Origin of the sequence: Chryseobacterium edaphi, from assembly GCF_025628985.1 — a bacterium.
Taxonomy (GTDB): Bacteria; Bacteroidota; Bacteroidia; order Flavobacteriales; family Weeksellaceae; genus Chryseobacterium; species Chryseobacterium edaphi.
This window is the reverse complement of the sequence record NZ_JAOTEM010000001.1, coordinates 1,256,408-1,271,827: the sequence shown is the minus strand read 5'-3', so window position 1 is coordinate 1,271,827 and position 15,420 is coordinate 1,256,408. Positions and strand designations below refer to the sequence as shown.

Below are 15,420 nucleotides of genomic sequence, written 5' to 3'. Positions count from 1 at the left end.
ATCTGATAGAACTGCAAATTTATCTAAAATAAAGGAAAAGATTTAATTATTGTGGATAAGAATTTGATTTAAATCTGAAAAAAAACTTTTAAATTTAAAATCTAAAATAAAATATTTGCATGTTTGAATTAACGTATGATTTAGAAGGTATTGATTCAAAAAACTTCTATGGTGTTAACAACCAATATTTCAATTTAATAAAATCCAGCTTTCCAACCCTTAAAATCACCGGCAGAGATCACCATATTTTTGCGATGGGTAATCAGGAAGCCCTTGATATATTTAAGCTAAAACTAGACGATATTGTGTCGTTTATTTCAAAAAACAATTCGATCGGACTAAAAGATGTTGAAAATTTTCTAAATCTTAAAGATGAAAATGAAAAACATCTGGTTTTTGATCAGGACATCATTGTAAAAGGCGTAAACGGAAAAATTATTAAAGCTAAAACCACCAATCTTAAACGACTCGTAAAAGAGACCGAGAAAAAAGATATGGTTTTTGCGATTGGTCCTGCAGGAACAGGTAAAACGTATACGAGTGTAGCTTTGGCAGCAAGAGCTTTGAGGGACAAAGAAGTAAAAAGAATTGTTTTGACGAGACCTGCCGTAGAAGCAGGGGAGAGTCTAGGTTTTTTACCGGGAGATCTGAAAGAAAAACTTGATCCTTATTTACAGCCTTTATATGATGCCCTTCGTGATATGATCCCGCATGAAAAACTGGAAGGTTTTATAGAAAAGAAGGTCATTGAAGTTGCTCCGCTTGCATTTATGCGAGGAAGAACTTTGGATGATGCGTTTGTAATTCTGGATGAAGCACAAAATACCACTCATGCTCAAATGAAAATGTTTCTGACGAGAATGGGGATGAATGCCAAATTCATTATCACCGGAGATCCAACGCAGATCGATTTGCCACCAAAACAGCATTCAGGATTAAAAGAAGCAATGCGCATTCTGAAAGATGTTAAAGAAATTGGTTTTGTGTATTTAACGGAAGAAGATGTGGTACGTCATCCTGTCGTGAAAAAAATCATTCTGGCTTACAACGAAGAAGATAAGAAAACAAGAGAATAAATATAATGATGATTTTTCTCATAAAAGTTTAAAAATATTTTGTGAATCCATAAAAAGTGATATATTTGGACTCTTAAAATTTGTTAAAACTTTAAACTATGAAAAAATTATTATTGATTGCTTCTGTCGTTTTGATGGGAGTTGCAACAAAAGCTCAGGAATTCAGATTTGGTCCTAAAGCAGGATATTCTTTATCTACATTAAAATATAAAGACAATCAGGATGTAGATAGTACAGATCCTATGCACACATTTTATGTAGGTGGAGTTGCCGAATATAAAATCAGTGATAACTTTGGAATTCAGGGTGAGCTTTTATATTCTCCGCTTGGTGGAAAAATTAACGAGCAAGCTCAAGATCCGGATGACGCTGCTACTTACATTAAGATTCAGCAGAAGACGACTTTAGAAACTTTATTGATTCCCGTATCTGCAAAGTTTTTTGTATCAGAAAATTTTTCACTTTCTGCGGGTGCAAGCTTTGGTGTGATTCTTTCAGCTAAATCTAAAACAGTCGCTGATTTTGGATTGGGTGTGATTCCTGGATTTGAAATTTCAGCAGATGATGAAAGAGATATTAAAGATCAAATCAATACTTTAAACATTGCTCCTTTTTTAGGTGCTGAATTCATGCTAGAAAACGGATTATTCTTTGATGCAAGATATAATTATGGAGTTTCAAATCTTGCAAAAAATTCTGGAGACGGAAAATTAACTAACAGCTTCTTACAAGTTGGTGTTGGTTTCAAATTTGGAGGAAACTAAAATCAAGAAATTAATTAAATCTAATAGAGCAGGGCAATTTGTCCTGCTTTTTTCATGATGTGGTACCTTGCGGCATCTATTTTGCTGTTAAGTGAATCAATATTTGATAATAAACTTTAAATAAATAGAAATGAAAAAAATACTATTATTAGGTGCATTCGCATTGTTCGGCGGATTAGCTCAGGCTCAGGAAGGATTAAAATTGGGTGGTCACATTGGTATTCCAGTTGGTGATGCAAGCCGATACTCATCGTTTACATTTGGTGTTGACGGTGCATATATGTGGAACATCGCTAAGAATTTTGATTTGGGTGTAGCCACAGGATATTCTCATTTTGTAGGCAAAGCTTACGAATTCAAAGGTGATCGTTACAAATCTGATGACTTCGGATTCATCCCGGTTGCAGTTTCCGGAAAATATAGCTTTGCTAAAGCTCCTATTTTTGTGGCTTTGGATTTAGGTTACGGAATTTCTGTAAAGGATGGAGTAGATGGTGGATTATATGCACAACCTAAATTTGGATATCAAAGAAAAAATATGGAATTGTATGTTGGCTATCAAACAATCGGCAGCAGAAGAGATTTCGAAAGAGAAAGAATTGATAATAATTTTGGAGCTATTAACTTTGGAATTAATTTCTTTTTAAAGTAAAATTTTTTTAAAACAAGTCATATTACACTCCAATTGCAGAATTGGAGTTTTTTATTTGGTTTCTTTAAATTTTATTTAATTAATTCTCCCTGATTTGATTTTAATCCGAAAAAGTCAATATCCATGCGTGATTTTTATCATGTTAACAAATTTTAATTTTAAATTTTGTCATTATACATTTGCACTCAGAAAGTATAAAATTATTCAAAATGAAAAAATTATTAATTGCAAGTGCAATTGCACTTTTCGGATTATCAAATGCTCAGATGACAAAGGGTGACTGGGTCTTCAGCGGAAACACAGGTGCTGGATTTAACAATGTAAGCACAAAATTCAAAGCAGAAGGAATGTCTGAAGACGGACCAAAAGTGAGCACTTTTTCTGTATCACCATCTGTAGGATATTTTGTTATTGATAAATTAGCAATCGGTATTGAAGCAAATCTTTTGACTGCTACAACTAAATATGATGGTGATAAATCTACTACAACTAGTTTTTCTATCATGCCAAATGCAACTTATTATTTTGCAAATGACAGCAAATTAGTACCTTATATTGGTGCCGGTATTGGTTATGCATCGGTAAAAAACAGTGGAGAAACTGAAGTTTTGGGTGAAACTTTCAGTGATGAAACAACAACTGACGGTCTTGCATGGAAAGCAAAAGCTGGAGTTACTTACATGGCTACTCAATCTTTGGGTATTAATTTGGGAGTTTCTTTTGATCAGTTTTCAAACAAAGAAACGTATTCAGGTATTGATGTAAAAACCCAGGTAAATACTTTTGGTGTTAATTTAGGTTTTTCTTATTTTCTTAAATCTAAATCTCAAAAAACAGACAAATAATCTGTCATTTTGATTTAAAATAATAATCCGATTCAAAAACTGAGTCGGATTTTTTCGTTATAAAAAAAACTCTCAGAGAAATCTGAGAGTTTTATATTTTTTGAAATTTTGTCAAATTATTTTCCGAACATTCCACCCATTCCAGGCATATTTGGCATTTTGCTCATCATTTGCATCATTTGTTTTCCTTGAGGTCCCTGCATCATTTTCATCATTTTCCCCATTTGGTCAAATTGTTTCATCAAAGCGTTTACATCTTCAATTTTTCTTCCTGCACCTTTTGCGATTCTACTTTTTCTCTGAGTATTGATGATAGAAGGTCTTCTTCTTTCTTCAGGAGTCATCGAATAAATAATTGCTTCAATATGTTTAAATGCATCGTCGCTGATCTCAACATCTTTAATGGCTTTTCCAACTCCCGGAATCATTCCCATCAAGTCTTTCATATTACCCATTTTCTTGATCTGATTGATCTGCTTCAAGAAATCATCAAAACCAAATTCATTTTTAGCGATTTTCTTATGAAGTTTTTTTGCTTCCTCTTCGTCAAACTGCTCCTGAGCTCTTTCTACCAAGGAAACAACGTCTCCCATTCCCAAGATTCTGTCGGCCATCCTTTCCGGGTAGAAAAGATCTAAGGCTTCCATTTTTTCTCCGGTTGAGATAAATTTGATTGGCTTTTCAACTACAGAACGAATCGTTAGAGCAGCTCCACCACGGGTATCTCCGTCTAATTTTGTTAGAACAACTCCGTCAAAATTCAAAGCTTCGTTGAAGGCTTTCGCCGTATTTACAGCATCCTGACCTGTCATTGCATCAACAACAAATAAAGTTTCGCTTGGTTTAATGAAATAATGAACAGATTTAATCTCATTCATCATCTGCTCGTCAATCGCAAGACGACCTGCCGTATCGACGATGACCACATCATGACCGTTTTGTTTTGCGAAATTGATTCCGTTTTCAGCAATCGTAGAAGGATTTGTTGCCCCTTCTTCTGTATAAACAGGAACACCAATTTGTCCACCAAGAACTTTCAGCTGATCAATTGCAGCAGGACGGTAAACGTCACAAGCAATCAATAAAGGTTTTTTATTCTTTTTAGTTTTTAAATAATTAGCAAGCTTTCCAGAAAAAGTAGTTTTACCAGAACCCTGAAGTCCGGCGATCAAAATTACAGAAGGTTTTCCTGCAAGATTAATTCCTTCCTGAGAACCTCCCATCAAATCTACCAACTCATCATGAACAATCTTCGTCATCAATTGTCCCGGAGTAAGAGATGTAAGAACGTTTTCACCTAAAGCTTTATCCTGAACTCTTTTGGTAAGATCTTTGGCAACTTTATAATTAACGTCGGCATCTACCAATGCTCTACGGATCTCTTTTACGGTTTCCGCAACGTTGATTTCGGTGATTTTTCCACGTCCGGAAAGATTGTGAAGTGCTTTGTCTAATTTATCCTGTAAACTATTGAACATATTGATTATAAATTATAGTGTGCAAAAATAAGGAAATTTTAATTATTTATCATATATAGTATAAAGAGATTTGTTTTGAATGTAAATTATAATCTTATTTTTGCAAAATGAATTTTTTGGATAGCTTCATTGTCATTTCTCTAATAGCAATTTTGAATATTATCGTATTTATAATATTTAAAAAATATTTAAATGGGAAAGAAAATGCAGGAATGAAATTTCTCACGCTTAATATTTCTAAGGATTTATTGTGGCTGATCATTTCATTATTAATAATAGAGAAGACAAAACCCAATTTTTTATTGATCATAATATGCTTTATTGCTGCATCCATAACTATATATATACCGATAATAAAGCAGATTAACAAATCTTGATTTTTTTGATGATAAATATCAATTTTTAATATTGGTAAAGTTTAATAAAATCAATATATTTGCACACGATTAAAAAAGAGATATGAACAGAAAAGTTTCTTCATTATTTTTCGCATTTTTATTTGTGTTTATGAGCAGTTTTGCCGCTGCACAGCACGAGACTGAAGGTGAAAAAGTGGCTGAAAAGGTAGAGCATGCAGAAGGTGATAAGCCCTTTAATGCTACAAAGATGATCATGGAACACATTGGTGATTCTAACGAATGGCATTTATGGACTACTAAAGATGAAAATGGAGAAGAACATCATACTTCTTTTCCACTACCTGTTATTATTAAAGATAATGCGGGATGGCATACTTTCTTATCTAGAGATATTGCACACGGTCACGAACATGATGGTTATACTCTACATGAAGGGCAAGTAGTTTCAACTAAAGGAATTCAGAAAGCAACTCTATTTGCTTTAATCGGAGGAAAACAGAAGTCAAGTGACGTTTTCTTTGATATGTCTATCACAAAAAATGCCGCTTCAATGTTATTATCAGTTATCTTTATGATGGCGGTATTTATTGGAATGGCAAGAAATTATAAAAAATCTCAGTTACCAAAAGGTGCAGGTAAATTATTAGAACCTGTAATTGTTTTCATCAGAGACGAAGTGGCTATTCCGAATATTGGTTCAGTGAAATACAAGAGATTTATGCCATATTTGTTAACAGCATTTTTCTTTATCTGGTTTAATAACTTATTCGGATTGATTCCTTTCTTTCCTGGAGGTTCTAACTTGACTGGTAACATCGCAATCACATCGGTTTTGGCAATCATTACTTTATTGATTACAGTGTTCAGTGCCAATAAAGATTACTGGAAACACATCTTTATGCCACCAGTTCCTTTATTGTTGTACCCAATTATGATTCCAATCGAAATCATTGGGATCTTTACAAAACCTTTCGCTTTAATGATGCGACTTTTCGCAAACATTACTGCAGGTCACATTATGATCTTAGCGATTATCTCTTTGATCTTTATTTTTAAATCACCATTCTTAGGATTTGCATCTGTACCATTGGCATTATTTGTTTCTGTATTGGAACTTTTAGTTGCGGCATTACAGGCATATATCTTTACAGTATTGTCAGCATTGTTTATTGGTATCGCTGTTGCAGAACACGATCACGATCATGCTCACAACGATGATGACAGTGTAGGTCACGACACAATGGTAGCTTAATTAAACGAAAAATAATTTTAACTAAATATTTATTTATTATGGACATCACAACTGGAACAGGATTAGTTTACGTAGGAATTGGTTTAGCAGTATTAGGAGTAGGTCTTGGTATTGGTAAAATCGGTGGGCACGCTATGGATGCTATCGCTAGACAGCCAGAACAAGCTGGTAAGATTCAAGGAGCAATGCTTATTGCTGCAGGTCTTATTGAAGGTGCTGGTCTTATCGCGATTATCTTTGGTGCTTTCATCAAGTAATTATCCTCAGAAAAAATATTCTTAGCAGTGAAGCGGTTGGCTGCTGCTAAGGATTTTTAAAAAAGATATCCATAAATTATTACATTAAAAAAAGAATTACAGATATGGGAATTATAGAACCTGGAATTGGACTTTTGTTTTGGATGACGCTTACATTCGCTATCCTATTATTTATCCTTGCTAAATTTGCTTGGAAACCAATTGTAAACGCAGTAAATGACAGAGAAGCTTCTATCGTTGATGCTTTGAATCAGGCTAAATTGGCTAAAAAAGAAATGGAAGATCTTAAATCCGATAACGAAAGAATTATTCGTGAGGCTAAAATTGAAAGAGATTCCATCCTTAAAGAAGCTAGAGAAATTAAAGACAGAATTGTAGGAGAAGCTAAAGATGTTGCAAAAGCTGAAGGAGATAAAATGATCGAAGCTGCTAAGCAAACGATCCAGACAGAAAAGAATGCTGCAATGTCAGAAATCAGAACTCAGATTGGTGCTTTATCTGTAAATATTGCAGAATCTATCTTGCAGAAAAATTTAGAGAAAACAGAAGCTCAGGACGAGTTGGTTCAAAATTATTTAAACAAATCTAATCTTAACTAAGAATGCTTACATCTAAAGTAGCTAAAAGATACGCACAAGGTTTGCTGGATTTCACAAACGAATCCGGACAGACTAATGCTGTATTTTCTGAAATGAAAGATGTTAAGAAACTGATGTCTGAATCTGAGGATTTAAACAAATTTTTCAAAACGCCTTACATCGATGCAAAAAAGAAAGAGGACGTTGCAAAAGAGATTTTTAAAGGTTTTTCACCGGTTTCTCAGAATTTGATTACTTTAGTGATCAGACAGGGTCGTGAAAATCATTTGAAAAATATTGCTCAAGAATTTATCAATAAAGTTGAAGATATCAATGGCGTACAGAGAATCACTCTTACTACAGCGACTCAGCTTTCTAAAGAAAATATTGATCAGATTTTAAAATCTACAGATTTAGTAAAAGCAGGTTCAAACTTTGACCTAAATCTTACGATCAATCCTGATATTTTAGGAGGATATATTCTAAGAGTAGGAGATCAGCAGATCGATGCATCTGTAAAATCTAAGCTTAATAATATCAAAAAAGATTTTCATTTAAATTAAGAAAAAAACAACCATATAATGGCAGAAATAAATCCGGCAGAAGTATCTGCGATCTTAAAACAACAGTTGGCCAACTTCGACACTCAATCAAATGTTGAGGAAGTAGGTACAGTTTTGACCATCGGTGATGGTATTGCTCGTGTATACGGGTTAGAAAATGTACAGTACGGTGAGTTGGTAAAATTTGCTAGCGATGTAGAAGGTATCGTACTAAACTTAGAGGAAGACAACGTAGGTGTGGCTCTTTTGGGTGAAAGTAAATTGGTAAGAGAAGGAGATACAGTAAGAAGAACAAACAGAATCTCTTCTATTAAAGTAGGAGAAGGGATGTTGGGTAGAGTAGTTGATACTCTGGGTAACCCAATCGATGGTAAAGGACCTATCGAAGGTGAATTGTACGAAATGCCATTGGAAAGAAAAGCTCCTGGTGTTATCTACAGACAGCCGGTAACTGAGCCTTTACAAACTGGTATCGTTGCGATTGATTCAATGATTCCTGTAGGAAGAGGTCAAAGAGAGTTGATCATTGGTGACAGACAAACAGGTAAAACTACTGTTGCGATTGATACAATCATCAACCAAAGAGAATTTTTTGATGCAGGAAATCCTGTATATTGTATATATGTTGCAATCGGGCAAAAAGCTTCGACGGTAGCTCAAATTGTTAAAACTCTTTCTGATAAAGGAGCTTTAGCATATACTGTAATTGTTGCTGCAAATGCTTCAGATCCTGTTCCAATGCAGGTTTATTCTGCAATGGCAGGTGCTTCTATCGGTGAGTTCTTCAGAGACTCTGGTAGACCGGCATTGATCGTTTATGATGATTTATCTAAACAAGCGGTTGCTTACCGTGAGCTTTCTCTATTATTGAGAAGACCACCGGGACGTGAGGCTTATCCTGGAGACGTTTTCTATCTTCACTCAAGATTATTGGAAAGAGCGGCGAAGGTAATTGCTGATGACAATATTGCAAGCCAAATGAATGACTTACCAGATTCATTGAAGCCAATCGTAAAAGGTGGTGGTTCATTAACTGCACTTCCTATTATCGAAACTCAAGCAGGTGACGTTTCTGCATATATTCCAACAAACGTAATCTCTATTACAGACGGACAGATCTTCTTGGAGTCTGACTTGTTCAACTCAGGGGTTCGTCCAGCGATCAACGTAGGTATCTCTGTATCGAGAGTAGGAGGTAATGCTCAGATCAAATCAATGAAGAAAGTTTCTGGTACTCTTAAATTAGACCAGGCTCAGTATAAAGAATTAGAAGCGTTTGCTAAATTCGGTTCTGACTTAGATGCATCAACTTTAGCGGTTATCTCCAAAGGAGAAAGAAACGTAGAGTTGTTGAAGCAACCGGTAAATTCTCCACTTCCTGTAGATACTCAGGTTGCAATGATTTACGCGGGTACAGAGAACTTAATGAGAAACGTTCCTGTTAAGAAAGTAAAAGAATTTCAGGAAGAATATATCGCTTTCCTAAGATCTAAGCACCCTGAAACGATGGCTGCAATCAAAGCTGGGAAAATCGATAACGATATCACAAGTGTTCTTAAGCAGGCTGCTAATGATTTAGCTTCTAAATATAACTAAAATTAGTTGATGATTGTTGGTTGATAGTTGACAGAATTTTCTAAAACTAGCAACCAACAACCGACAACCAACAACTAACCCAATATGGCAAACTTAAAAGAAATACGAGGAAGAATCAGTTCAATTTCATCTACGATGCAAATTACACGTGCTATGAAAATGGTTTCGGCTGCGAAACTAAAAAAAGCACAGGATGCCATCGTAATGTTGAGACCGTATTCTGAAAAATTGCAGGAAATCATCCAGAATGTAAATTCTAGCTCAGATCCTGATCAGGTTTCTATTTATGCTCAAAAAAGAGAGGTTAAAAAAGTACTTTTCATCGCTGTAACTTCAAACAGAGGTTTGGCAGGTGCATTTAACTCAAATATTGTGAAAGAACTTAATATTCAGTTTCAGAATAATTCTCAGTACGAAATTGAAGTTCTTACCATTGGTAAAAAAGCTTATGACGCGGTAAGAAGAAACCGTACAGTGTTTTCAAACGAAAGCAGTGTTTTTGATAAGTTAAGTTTTGATGTAGTTTCAAACGTTACCGAAACGGTAATGAGCAACTTCAGAGAAGGTAAATTTGACGAAGTTTATGTAATCTACAATAAATTTGTTAATGCTGCTACTCAGGAAGTGATCACAGAGAAAGTTCTTCCAATTTCTATGGTTGAAACTGATACTGTAGAAACTCAGGTGGAAACAGATTATATCTTTGAACCAAACAGAAATGAGATTCTGGATAATTTGATTCCTAAATCTATTAAAACTCAGGTTTTCAAAGCAGTCTTAGATTCAGTAGCTTCAGAGCACGGTGCCAGAATGACAGCGATGCATAAAGCAACTGATAATGCACAAGAGTTGAAGAATGATTTAGTTATCTTCTACAACAAAGCAAGACAGGCTGCCATTACAAACGAGATTTTAGAAATCGTTTCAGGAGCAGAAGCATTGAAAAACTCGTAAGAATATATTCAAAAAATATTAAAGCATCGATAACTTCGGTGCTTTTTTTGTTAGTTTTATTTTATATATCTTTGTACAATAAATTATAATTTCTAAATGGACTCTGACATAGTCAGGCTTTTACTAGCCTTGTTTCTTGTTTTATTAAATGGCTTTTTCGTAGCCGCAGAATTTTCAATTGTTAAAGTTCGTTATTCTCAAATTCAGTTGAAAGCTGCCGAAGGCGATTCTATGGCTAAGCAAGCTGAGCATATTATCAAACATCTTGATGAGTATCTTTCTGCTACACAGTTGGGAATCACACTAGCTTCACTAGCTTTAGGTTGGGTAGGTGAAAGTGCAATGCATCACGTCATTGATAACTTATTTCATTCTTTAAATATAAATTTTAGCGAATCGACAGTTACAACAATTTCTGTAGTCATTAGTTTTCTGATTATTACGATAATGCATATTGTTTTTGGTGAATTGATTCCAAAATCGATCGCAATCAGAAAGGCTGAAGCTACTACAATGGCAACTGCAGTTCCGTTAAGAGTATTTTATACAGTTTTCAAACCATTTATTTGGTTGATGAATATCATGTCCAATGGATTTTTAAGACTTTTGAAAATTCATCCCGCTTCAGAACAGGAAATTCACTCTACAGAAGAACTTCAGCTTTTGGTAAAACAAAGTGCAGACAGCGGAGAAATTGAAGAAGAGAATTACGAGATCATTAAAAATGCATTTGATTTTACAGATCATTCTGCAAAACAGATCATGGTTCCTAGACAGAATATTACGTCAATAGATTTTGCAGATGATTTAAATGAAATCATTACTAAAATCATGGACAGTGGATATTCCAGAATTCCGGTATATGAAAACTCAATTGATAATATCATTGGAGTATTTTATACAAAAGAAATCATCAGAGAATTCGTTAAAAGAAAAGGAGTTTTGAGTCATGAAGATTTGAGCGAATTGATGCGTGAATCGTTCTTTGTGGTTGGAAGCAAGAAGATTTCAGATTTATTGAAAATTTTCCAGCAGAAAAAACAGCATTTGGCAATTGTAATTGATGAATTTGGCGGTACTGAAGGAATTATTACATTAGAAGATATTTTAGAAGAATTGGTTGGTGAAATTCAGGATGAAGAAGATGATGAAGAGAAATTGGTTGATAAAGTAGGTCACAATACTTTTTGGGTAAAAGCTACACAGCCTCTTGATGAAATTAATGAGTCTTTACCTAAAAAGCTCACCGTTTCTGAAGAAAGTGAATACAATACTTTGGCCGGATTTATTTTGCACGCCTTAGAAGACATCCCTGAAGAAAATCAGGAATTTGATTTGGAAAACTATCATTTCAAAATCTTAAAAATGAATAATAAGAGTGTAGAAATGGTAGAATTGATTTATAATGAACCCAATAATATCGTCGATGATATTATAGACAAATTAGGAGAAGATTAAAATTTTTAGACAATGATTTTTTATAATAGCATAAAAGATTACGAAAATCCAAAACGTCAGTACGAAGAAGAAGTTCTCGTTTTGGATGAGACTGATGAAGTTTACAAATTGATTTTGCACAACGATGACATTCATACTTTTGATGATGTGATCGAGGCTTTAATAGAAATCTGTAAACATGATCTTATACAAGCTGAACAATGTACAATGCTTGTTCATTATAAAGGCAAATGTACAGTGAAAACAGGATCAATGGATGTTTTGAAACCCATGCACGAAAAATTAATTTTAAGAAGCTTAACAAGCGAAATAGTATAATAAAAAACTCTGGCAAGTCGCCGGAGTTTTTTATTTTGAAAATTAAATAATTTGACTGAATATTTTAATCTTTCAATTCTTTAATCTTTTAATTGTTTTATATTTGTAAAAACTATATTAGAATGCTTGTAATAGGAATTGCGGGAGGAACAGGATCCGGCAAAACTACGGTTGTTGATAAAATTATTCAGCAGCTTGATATTGAAGGAATGAATATTTTGTCTCAAGACAATTATTACCACGATAATCACAATCTTACATTAACAGAAAGGGAAGCGTTGAACTATGATCATCCCAAGTCAATAGATTTTGAACTGATGCTGAAACACGTAAAAGCATTAAAAAATAACGAATCAATTGAGCAGCCTGTCTACAGCTTTGTTACGCATTCAAGAACAGGTGATCACGTTACCGTTGAGCCAAAAAATGTATTGGTTGTAGAAGGGATTTTGGTTTTAACGAACAAAGAATTATTGAAAGAATTTGATTTGAAAGTGTTTGTACACGCAGATTCCGACGAAAGACTCATCAGGAGGATAAGAAGAGATACACAGGAAAGAGGAAGAGATCTGAACGAGGTTTTACACCGTTATCAGACGACCTTAAAGCCGATGCATCAGGAATTTATCGAACCGTCAAAAAATGATGCCGATTTGATCATTCCAAATATGAAGCAGAATTCTGTGGCGATAGATTTTTTAACGACCGTTATCAAAAATTCACTGAGAAAACATTAAAAAATGGCTGAAAAAGAATTAATTAAAGACATTCAACCCAAATCGGAGACCATTAAATTTATTCAGCATTATGTTTTGAATAAATATGTAATTGCCATTTGTCTTTTTTTGGTTTGGATGATTTTCTTCGATAAAACTTCGTTTTTAGTAATTAATGAGCTCAATGGTGAAATCAATAAATACGAAGAGCAACTCGATTATTATAAAACAGAATATGAAAAGAATGATCAATTCTATAAAAAACTGATGAATAATAAATCTGAGAAAGAAAAATACGCCAGAGAAAATTATTTCATGAAAAAACCGAATGAAGAAATCTTTATTTTGGTTGTTGACAGCGCTAAGATTGCCAAAAAATAATGTTAAAGTTAATTGTGATTAGTCAATTATCTTCCCTGTCAATTTTAAAATAAGTCTGCGAAATAGAAATTGCTCATTACCCATTACTCATTACTTATGTCAAAAAATACATTTGAAAGCTGGGAAAATTTAGTCAAGAAACAGCTTAAAACTGACGATATTTATACAATTCTGAAAAAAGAAAATTTAGAAGGAATTGACGTAAAACCTTTTTACAATGATGTTCAGAAACCATTGGTTAATCTTCCGAAAGTAGAAGAAAGTACTCATTTGGTAGCAACCTATCATGAAACTTTGGAAGAGGATGTTTTTGCATTTTTATTAAATGAAAATGTTGAGAATTTGGTTGAGAAAACTATTTTTATCAATAACAAAGCTTTAACTGAACACATCAGTCCTGCAGATGAGGATCAGTATTTTTCTTTGGTTGATGTTTTTGATGAAAGCAATATGGTGATTGATGATCAATTGGTAAAAGAATTATTAGCAAAAAGTTTTAAAAGAAATATTTGTATTGACGTTTCACTTCACCAAAATGCAGGTGCATCTATCGTTCAGCAGTTGGGAATTGCTTTGGCAAAGACTAAGGAATTAGTCGAAGTTTATGGAGAAGAAATTTTAAATAAAATTTTATTCAGATTGGCTGTTGGAGGAAATTACTTCTTTGAAATGGCTAAAATTCGTGCATTCAAATTGGTTTTTAATCAACTTTCAAAAGAATATGGCTTAGATGAAATTCCTTACATTTTTGCTGAAACTTCTTTAAGAAACAAAGCAATTTCAGACAGCGAAAATAACTTGATTCGTTCTACTTTAGAATTAGCTTCGGCGATGATTGGTGGAGCAGATGCAGTTTTTAGTACCAATTATCAGATTGGAAACATTACTGAAAATTCGGAAGAAATTTCATTCAAGCAACAAATCGTTTTAGCTTACGAAAGCATAATCAATGTATTTGAAGATGCATCAAACGGAAGTTATTACGTTGAAGATATCACACAACAGATTGCAGAAAAATCTTGGCAGTTCTTTTTAGAAATTGAAGAAAACGGAGGTTATTTACAATCTTTAAAACAAGGAATTCTTCAGAAAAAAATCTACGATCAGGCTGTTGAAGAGCAAAAGTGGGTTGAAGAAGGAAAAATAAAACTGATTGGTGTGAATTTATATCCAAAATTAGATGTCAAAAAGTCTGTTGAAGAACTTTACAACGAAAAAGAAATTAAAGCGGTTCGTTGGGCTGAAATGTTTGAATAAAATTACTAATTATGAAAAGAAATTTGCTTTTATTTTTTCTAGCCATCTCTTCATTCTGTTTTTCACAATCAGCAGATAGCTTACTTGGAAAATGGTCAGGGAAGGACGGAAACAATAAAATTGGAGCGTTTACATTTTTCCCGGATAATTATGTGGCCGTAGAAATTGATGATATGTTTATCGATGGAAGAAATTATATAATTCCGGCAGGTCCAAATAAAGGCAAAAAAGCATACGTTAAATATATTGTAGATTATTCTGTAAATCCAAACAAGTTGATTATCAATGCTTTTTATAAGGATGGAAATGATATTATTGAAGAAAGTCAATTTCTAAATGGCTTAATAGAATTTGTCGGTAAAAATCAATTAATGATACAATTAGATTTTGATAAAGAAAATTTAAAAAAAATAGATCCATCAGGTAAAAGCACTCTAGTTTTAAATAAAGTTGAAGAACTAAAAAACTTGAGTAATGAATGAAAAGCTAATTGATTTATTTGAATATACTTATCACTTTAATAAAGAAATGATTAAAATTATTTCAGAAAATATTTCAAAAGTAGACGAGAAAACGATCAGTTTAATCAATCATACTTTAAACGCTCAACAAGTCTGGAATTCAAGAATTTTAAATGAAAAATCTTTTGAAGTCTGGCAAATTAATTCGTTTGAAAAATTAGAAGAAATAAATAATCAAAATTTTCAAACAAGTATTCAAATTATTAAAAACGCAGATTTTGACCAAATAATTGAATATCAAAATTCAAAAGGAATAAAGTTTGAAAATACTGTTTTTGAAATACTTTTTCATGCAATCAATCATTCAACTTATCATCGTGGACAAATCAATTCGTTATTGAAACAAAACGGAATTGAACCTATATTAACAGACTATATTTTTTATAAAAGATAAT

18 protein-coding genes are annotated in these 15,420 nt (G+C 33.3%); 17 read left to right on the top strand and 1 reads right to left on the bottom strand.

Translation table 11 applies throughout. The annotated features are described in order from the left end of the window. Positions 1 to 119 precede the first annotated feature (119 nt). The 4 genes from NZ698_RS06035 to NZ698_RS06020 all read left to right on the top strand — a co-directional run bounded on the left by NZ698_RS06035 (position 120) and on the right by NZ698_RS06020 (position 3,337). Positions 120 to 1,076 (top strand): PhoH family protein, encoded by a 957-nt coding sequence (locus tag NZ698_RS06035; RefSeq protein ID WP_263002179.1) that lies wholly within the window; start codon positions 120 to 122, stop codon positions 1,074 to 1,076. Positions 1,077 to 1,174: 98 nt separating this feature from the next. Continuing rightward, positions 1,175 to 1,840, top strand: coding sequence for a porin family protein (locus NZ698_RS06030; protein ID WP_263002178.1), 666 nt, complete (start codon positions 1,175 to 1,177; stop codon positions 1,838 to 1,840). 130 nt (positions 1,841 to 1,970) lie between these two features. Next, positions 1,971 to 2,492 (top strand): hypothetical protein, encoded by a 522-nt coding sequence (locus NZ698_RS06025; RefSeq protein WP_263002177.1) that lies wholly within the window; start codon positions 1,971 to 1,973, stop codon positions 2,490 to 2,492. Positions 2,493 to 2,701: 209 nt separating this feature from the next. After that, complete coding sequence (locus NZ698_RS06020; protein WP_263002176.1) at positions 2,702 to 3,337, top strand: outer membrane protein; 636 nt, start codon at positions 2,702 to 2,704, stop codon at positions 3,335 to 3,337. A 116-nt stretch (positions 3,338 to 3,453) separates the two neighbouring features. Here NZ698_RS06020 and ffh read toward each other — a convergent pair whose 3' ends face one another. Then, a complete protein-coding gene (gene ffh, locus NZ698_RS06015; protein ID WP_263002175.1) occupies positions 3,454 to 4,815 on the bottom strand; it encodes a signal recognition particle protein in 1,362 nt (453 codons plus the stop codon). A 459-nt stretch (positions 4,816 to 5,274) separates the two neighbouring features. Between ffh and atpB the strand changes: the two genes are divergently transcribed. From atpB to NZ698_RS05950, 13 genes are all read left to right on the top strand, one after another. Beyond that, positions 5,275 to 6,426 (top strand): F0F1 ATP synthase subunit A, encoded by a 1,152-nt coding sequence (gene atpB / locus NZ698_RS06010; protein WP_263002174.1) that lies wholly within the window; start codon positions 5,275 to 5,277, stop codon positions 6,424 to 6,426. Positions 6,427 to 6,464: 38 nt separating this feature from the next. Then, complete coding sequence (locus NZ698_RS06005) at positions 6,465 to 6,683, top strand: ATP synthase F0 subunit C (RefSeq protein ID WP_263002173.1); 219 nt, start codon at positions 6,465 to 6,467, stop codon at positions 6,681 to 6,683. 104 nt (positions 6,684 to 6,787) lie between these two features. Next, positions 6,788 to 7,282: a F0F1 ATP synthase subunit B gene (locus NZ698_RS06000; RefSeq protein ID WP_263002172.1), complete on the top strand. Its 495-nt coding sequence runs from the start codon at positions 6,788 to 6,790 to the stop codon at positions 7,280 to 7,282. Positions 7,283 to 7,284: 2 nt separating this feature from the next. Next, the gene (gene atpH / locus NZ698_RS05995) at positions 7,285 to 7,824 is read left to right on the top strand and encodes an ATP synthase F1 subunit delta (protein WP_263002171.1); all 540 of its coding nucleotides are present in this window, start codon (positions 7,285 to 7,287) and stop codon (positions 7,822 to 7,824) included. Positions 7,825 to 7,842: 18 nt separating this feature from the next. Next, positions 7,843 to 9,420 carry a F0F1 ATP synthase subunit alpha gene (gene atpA, locus NZ698_RS05990; RefSeq protein WP_263002170.1) on the top strand — a complete coding sequence of 526 codons (1,578 nt, stop codon included), beginning with the start codon at positions 7,843 to 7,845 and terminating at the stop codon, positions 9,418 to 9,420. A gap of 84 nt (positions 9,421 to 9,504) precedes the next feature. Continuing rightward, positions 9,505 to 10,374 (top strand): ATP synthase F1 subunit gamma, encoded by an 870-nt coding sequence (gene atpG / locus NZ698_RS05985; protein WP_263002169.1) that lies wholly within the window; start codon positions 9,505 to 9,507, stop codon positions 10,372 to 10,374. 96 nt (positions 10,375 to 10,470) lie between these two features. Further along, entirely contained in the window at positions 10,471 to 11,832 is a 1,362-nt protein-coding gene (locus tag NZ698_RS05980; protein WP_263002168.1) for a hemolysin family protein, read from the top strand. 12 nt (positions 11,833 to 11,844) lie between these two features. After that, a complete protein-coding gene (locus NZ698_RS05975; RefSeq protein WP_263002167.1) occupies positions 11,845 to 12,150 on the top strand; it encodes an ATP-dependent Clp protease adaptor ClpS in 306 nt (101 codons plus the stop codon). Between the two features lie 122 nt (positions 12,151 to 12,272). Next, positions 12,273 to 12,887: a uridine kinase gene (gene udk, locus NZ698_RS05970; protein WP_050380023.1), complete on the top strand. Its 615-nt coding sequence runs from the start codon at positions 12,273 to 12,275 to the stop codon at positions 12,885 to 12,887. A 3-nt stretch (positions 12,888 to 12,890) separates the two neighbouring features. Next, a complete protein-coding gene (locus NZ698_RS05965) occupies positions 12,891 to 13,247 on the top strand; it encodes an FtsB family cell division protein (protein ID WP_263002166.1) in 357 nt (118 codons plus the stop codon). Between the two features lie 96 nt (positions 13,248 to 13,343). Next, the gene (locus tag NZ698_RS05960) at positions 13,344 to 14,504 is read left to right on the top strand and encodes a methylmalonyl-CoA mutase family protein (protein ID WP_263002165.1); all 1,161 of its coding nucleotides are present in this window, start codon (positions 13,344 to 13,346) and stop codon (positions 14,502 to 14,504) included. An 11-nt stretch (positions 14,505 to 14,515) separates the two neighbouring features. Further along, positions 14,516 to 14,986 (top strand): hypothetical protein, encoded by a 471-nt coding sequence (locus NZ698_RS05955; RefSeq protein ID WP_263002164.1) that lies wholly within the window; start codon positions 14,516 to 14,518, stop codon positions 14,984 to 14,986. Then, positions 14,979 to 15,419 carry a DinB family protein gene (locus NZ698_RS05950; RefSeq protein ID WP_263002163.1) on the top strand — a complete coding sequence of 147 codons (441 nt, stop codon included), beginning with the start codon at positions 14,979 to 14,981 and terminating at the stop codon, positions 15,417 to 15,419. The genes NZ698_RS05955 and NZ698_RS05950 overlap by 8 nt, the downstream gene beginning before the upstream one ends. Position 15,420: the final 1 nt, after the last annotated feature.

Excerpts from the sequence above, each read along its gene's own strand:
- NZ698_RS06020 (WP_263002176.1), top strand. The coding sequence starts at position 2,702 with ATGAAAAAATTATTAATTGCAAGTGCAATTGCACTTTTCGGATTATCA.
- NZ698_RS05975 (WP_263002167.1), top strand. The coding sequence starts at position 11,845 with ATGATTTTTTATAATAGCATAAAAGATTACGAAAATCCAAAACGTCAG.
- atpH (WP_263002171.1), top strand. The coding sequence starts at position 7,285 with ATGCTTACATCTAAAGTAGCTAAAAGATACGCACAAGGTTTGCTGGAT.
- NZ698_RS06005 (WP_263002173.1), top strand. The coding sequence starts at position 6,465 with ATGGACATCACAACTGGAACAGGATTAGTTTACGTAGGAATTGGTTTA.
- udk (WP_050380023.1), top strand. The coding sequence starts at position 12,273 with ATGCTTGTAATAGGAATTGCGGGAGGAACAGGATCCGGCAAAACTACG.
- NZ698_RS06035 (WP_263002179.1), top strand. The coding sequence starts at position 120 with ATGTTTGAATTAACGTATGATTTAGAAGGTATTGATTCAAAAAACTTC.
- atpA (WP_263002170.1), top strand. The coding sequence starts at position 7,843 with ATGGCAGAAATAAATCCGGCAGAAGTATCTGCGATCTTAAAACAACAG.
- NZ698_RS05950 (WP_263002163.1), top strand. The coding sequence starts at position 14,979 with ATGAATGAAAAGCTAATTGATTTATTTGAATATACTTATCACTTTAAT.
- NZ698_RS06030 (WP_263002178.1), top strand. The coding sequence starts at position 1,175 with ATGAAAAAATTATTATTGATTGCTTCTGTCGTTTTGATGGGAGTTGCA.
- atpG (WP_263002169.1), top strand. The coding sequence starts at position 9,505 with ATGGCAAACTTAAAAGAAATACGAGGAAGAATCAGTTCAATTTCATCT.
- NZ698_RS05965 (WP_263002166.1), top strand. The coding sequence starts at position 12,891 with ATGGCTGAAAAAGAATTAATTAAAGACATTCAACCCAAATCGGAGACC.
- NZ698_RS05960 (WP_263002165.1), top strand. The coding sequence starts at position 13,344 with ATGTCAAAAAATACATTTGAAAGCTGGGAAAATTTAGTCAAGAAACAG.
- NZ698_RS06000 (WP_263002172.1), top strand. The coding sequence starts at position 6,788 with ATGGGAATTATAGAACCTGGAATTGGACTTTTGTTTTGGATGACGCTT.
- NZ698_RS05980 (WP_263002168.1), top strand. The coding sequence starts at position 10,471 with ATGGACTCTGACATAGTCAGGCTTTTACTAGCCTTGTTTCTTGTTTTA.
- atpB (WP_263002174.1), top strand. The coding sequence starts at position 5,275 with ATGAACAGAAAAGTTTCTTCATTATTTTTCGCATTTTTATTTGTGTTT.
- ffh (WP_263002175.1), bottom strand. The coding sequence starts at position 4,815 with ATGTTCAATAGTTTACAGGATAAATTAGACAAAGCACTTCACAATCTT.
- NZ698_RS06025 (WP_263002177.1), top strand. The coding sequence starts at position 1,971 with ATGAAAAAAATACTATTATTAGGTGCATTCGCATTGTTCGGCGGATTA.
- NZ698_RS05955 (WP_263002164.1), top strand. The coding sequence starts at position 14,516 with ATGAAAAGAAATTTGCTTTTATTTTTTCTAGCCATCTCTTCATTCTGT.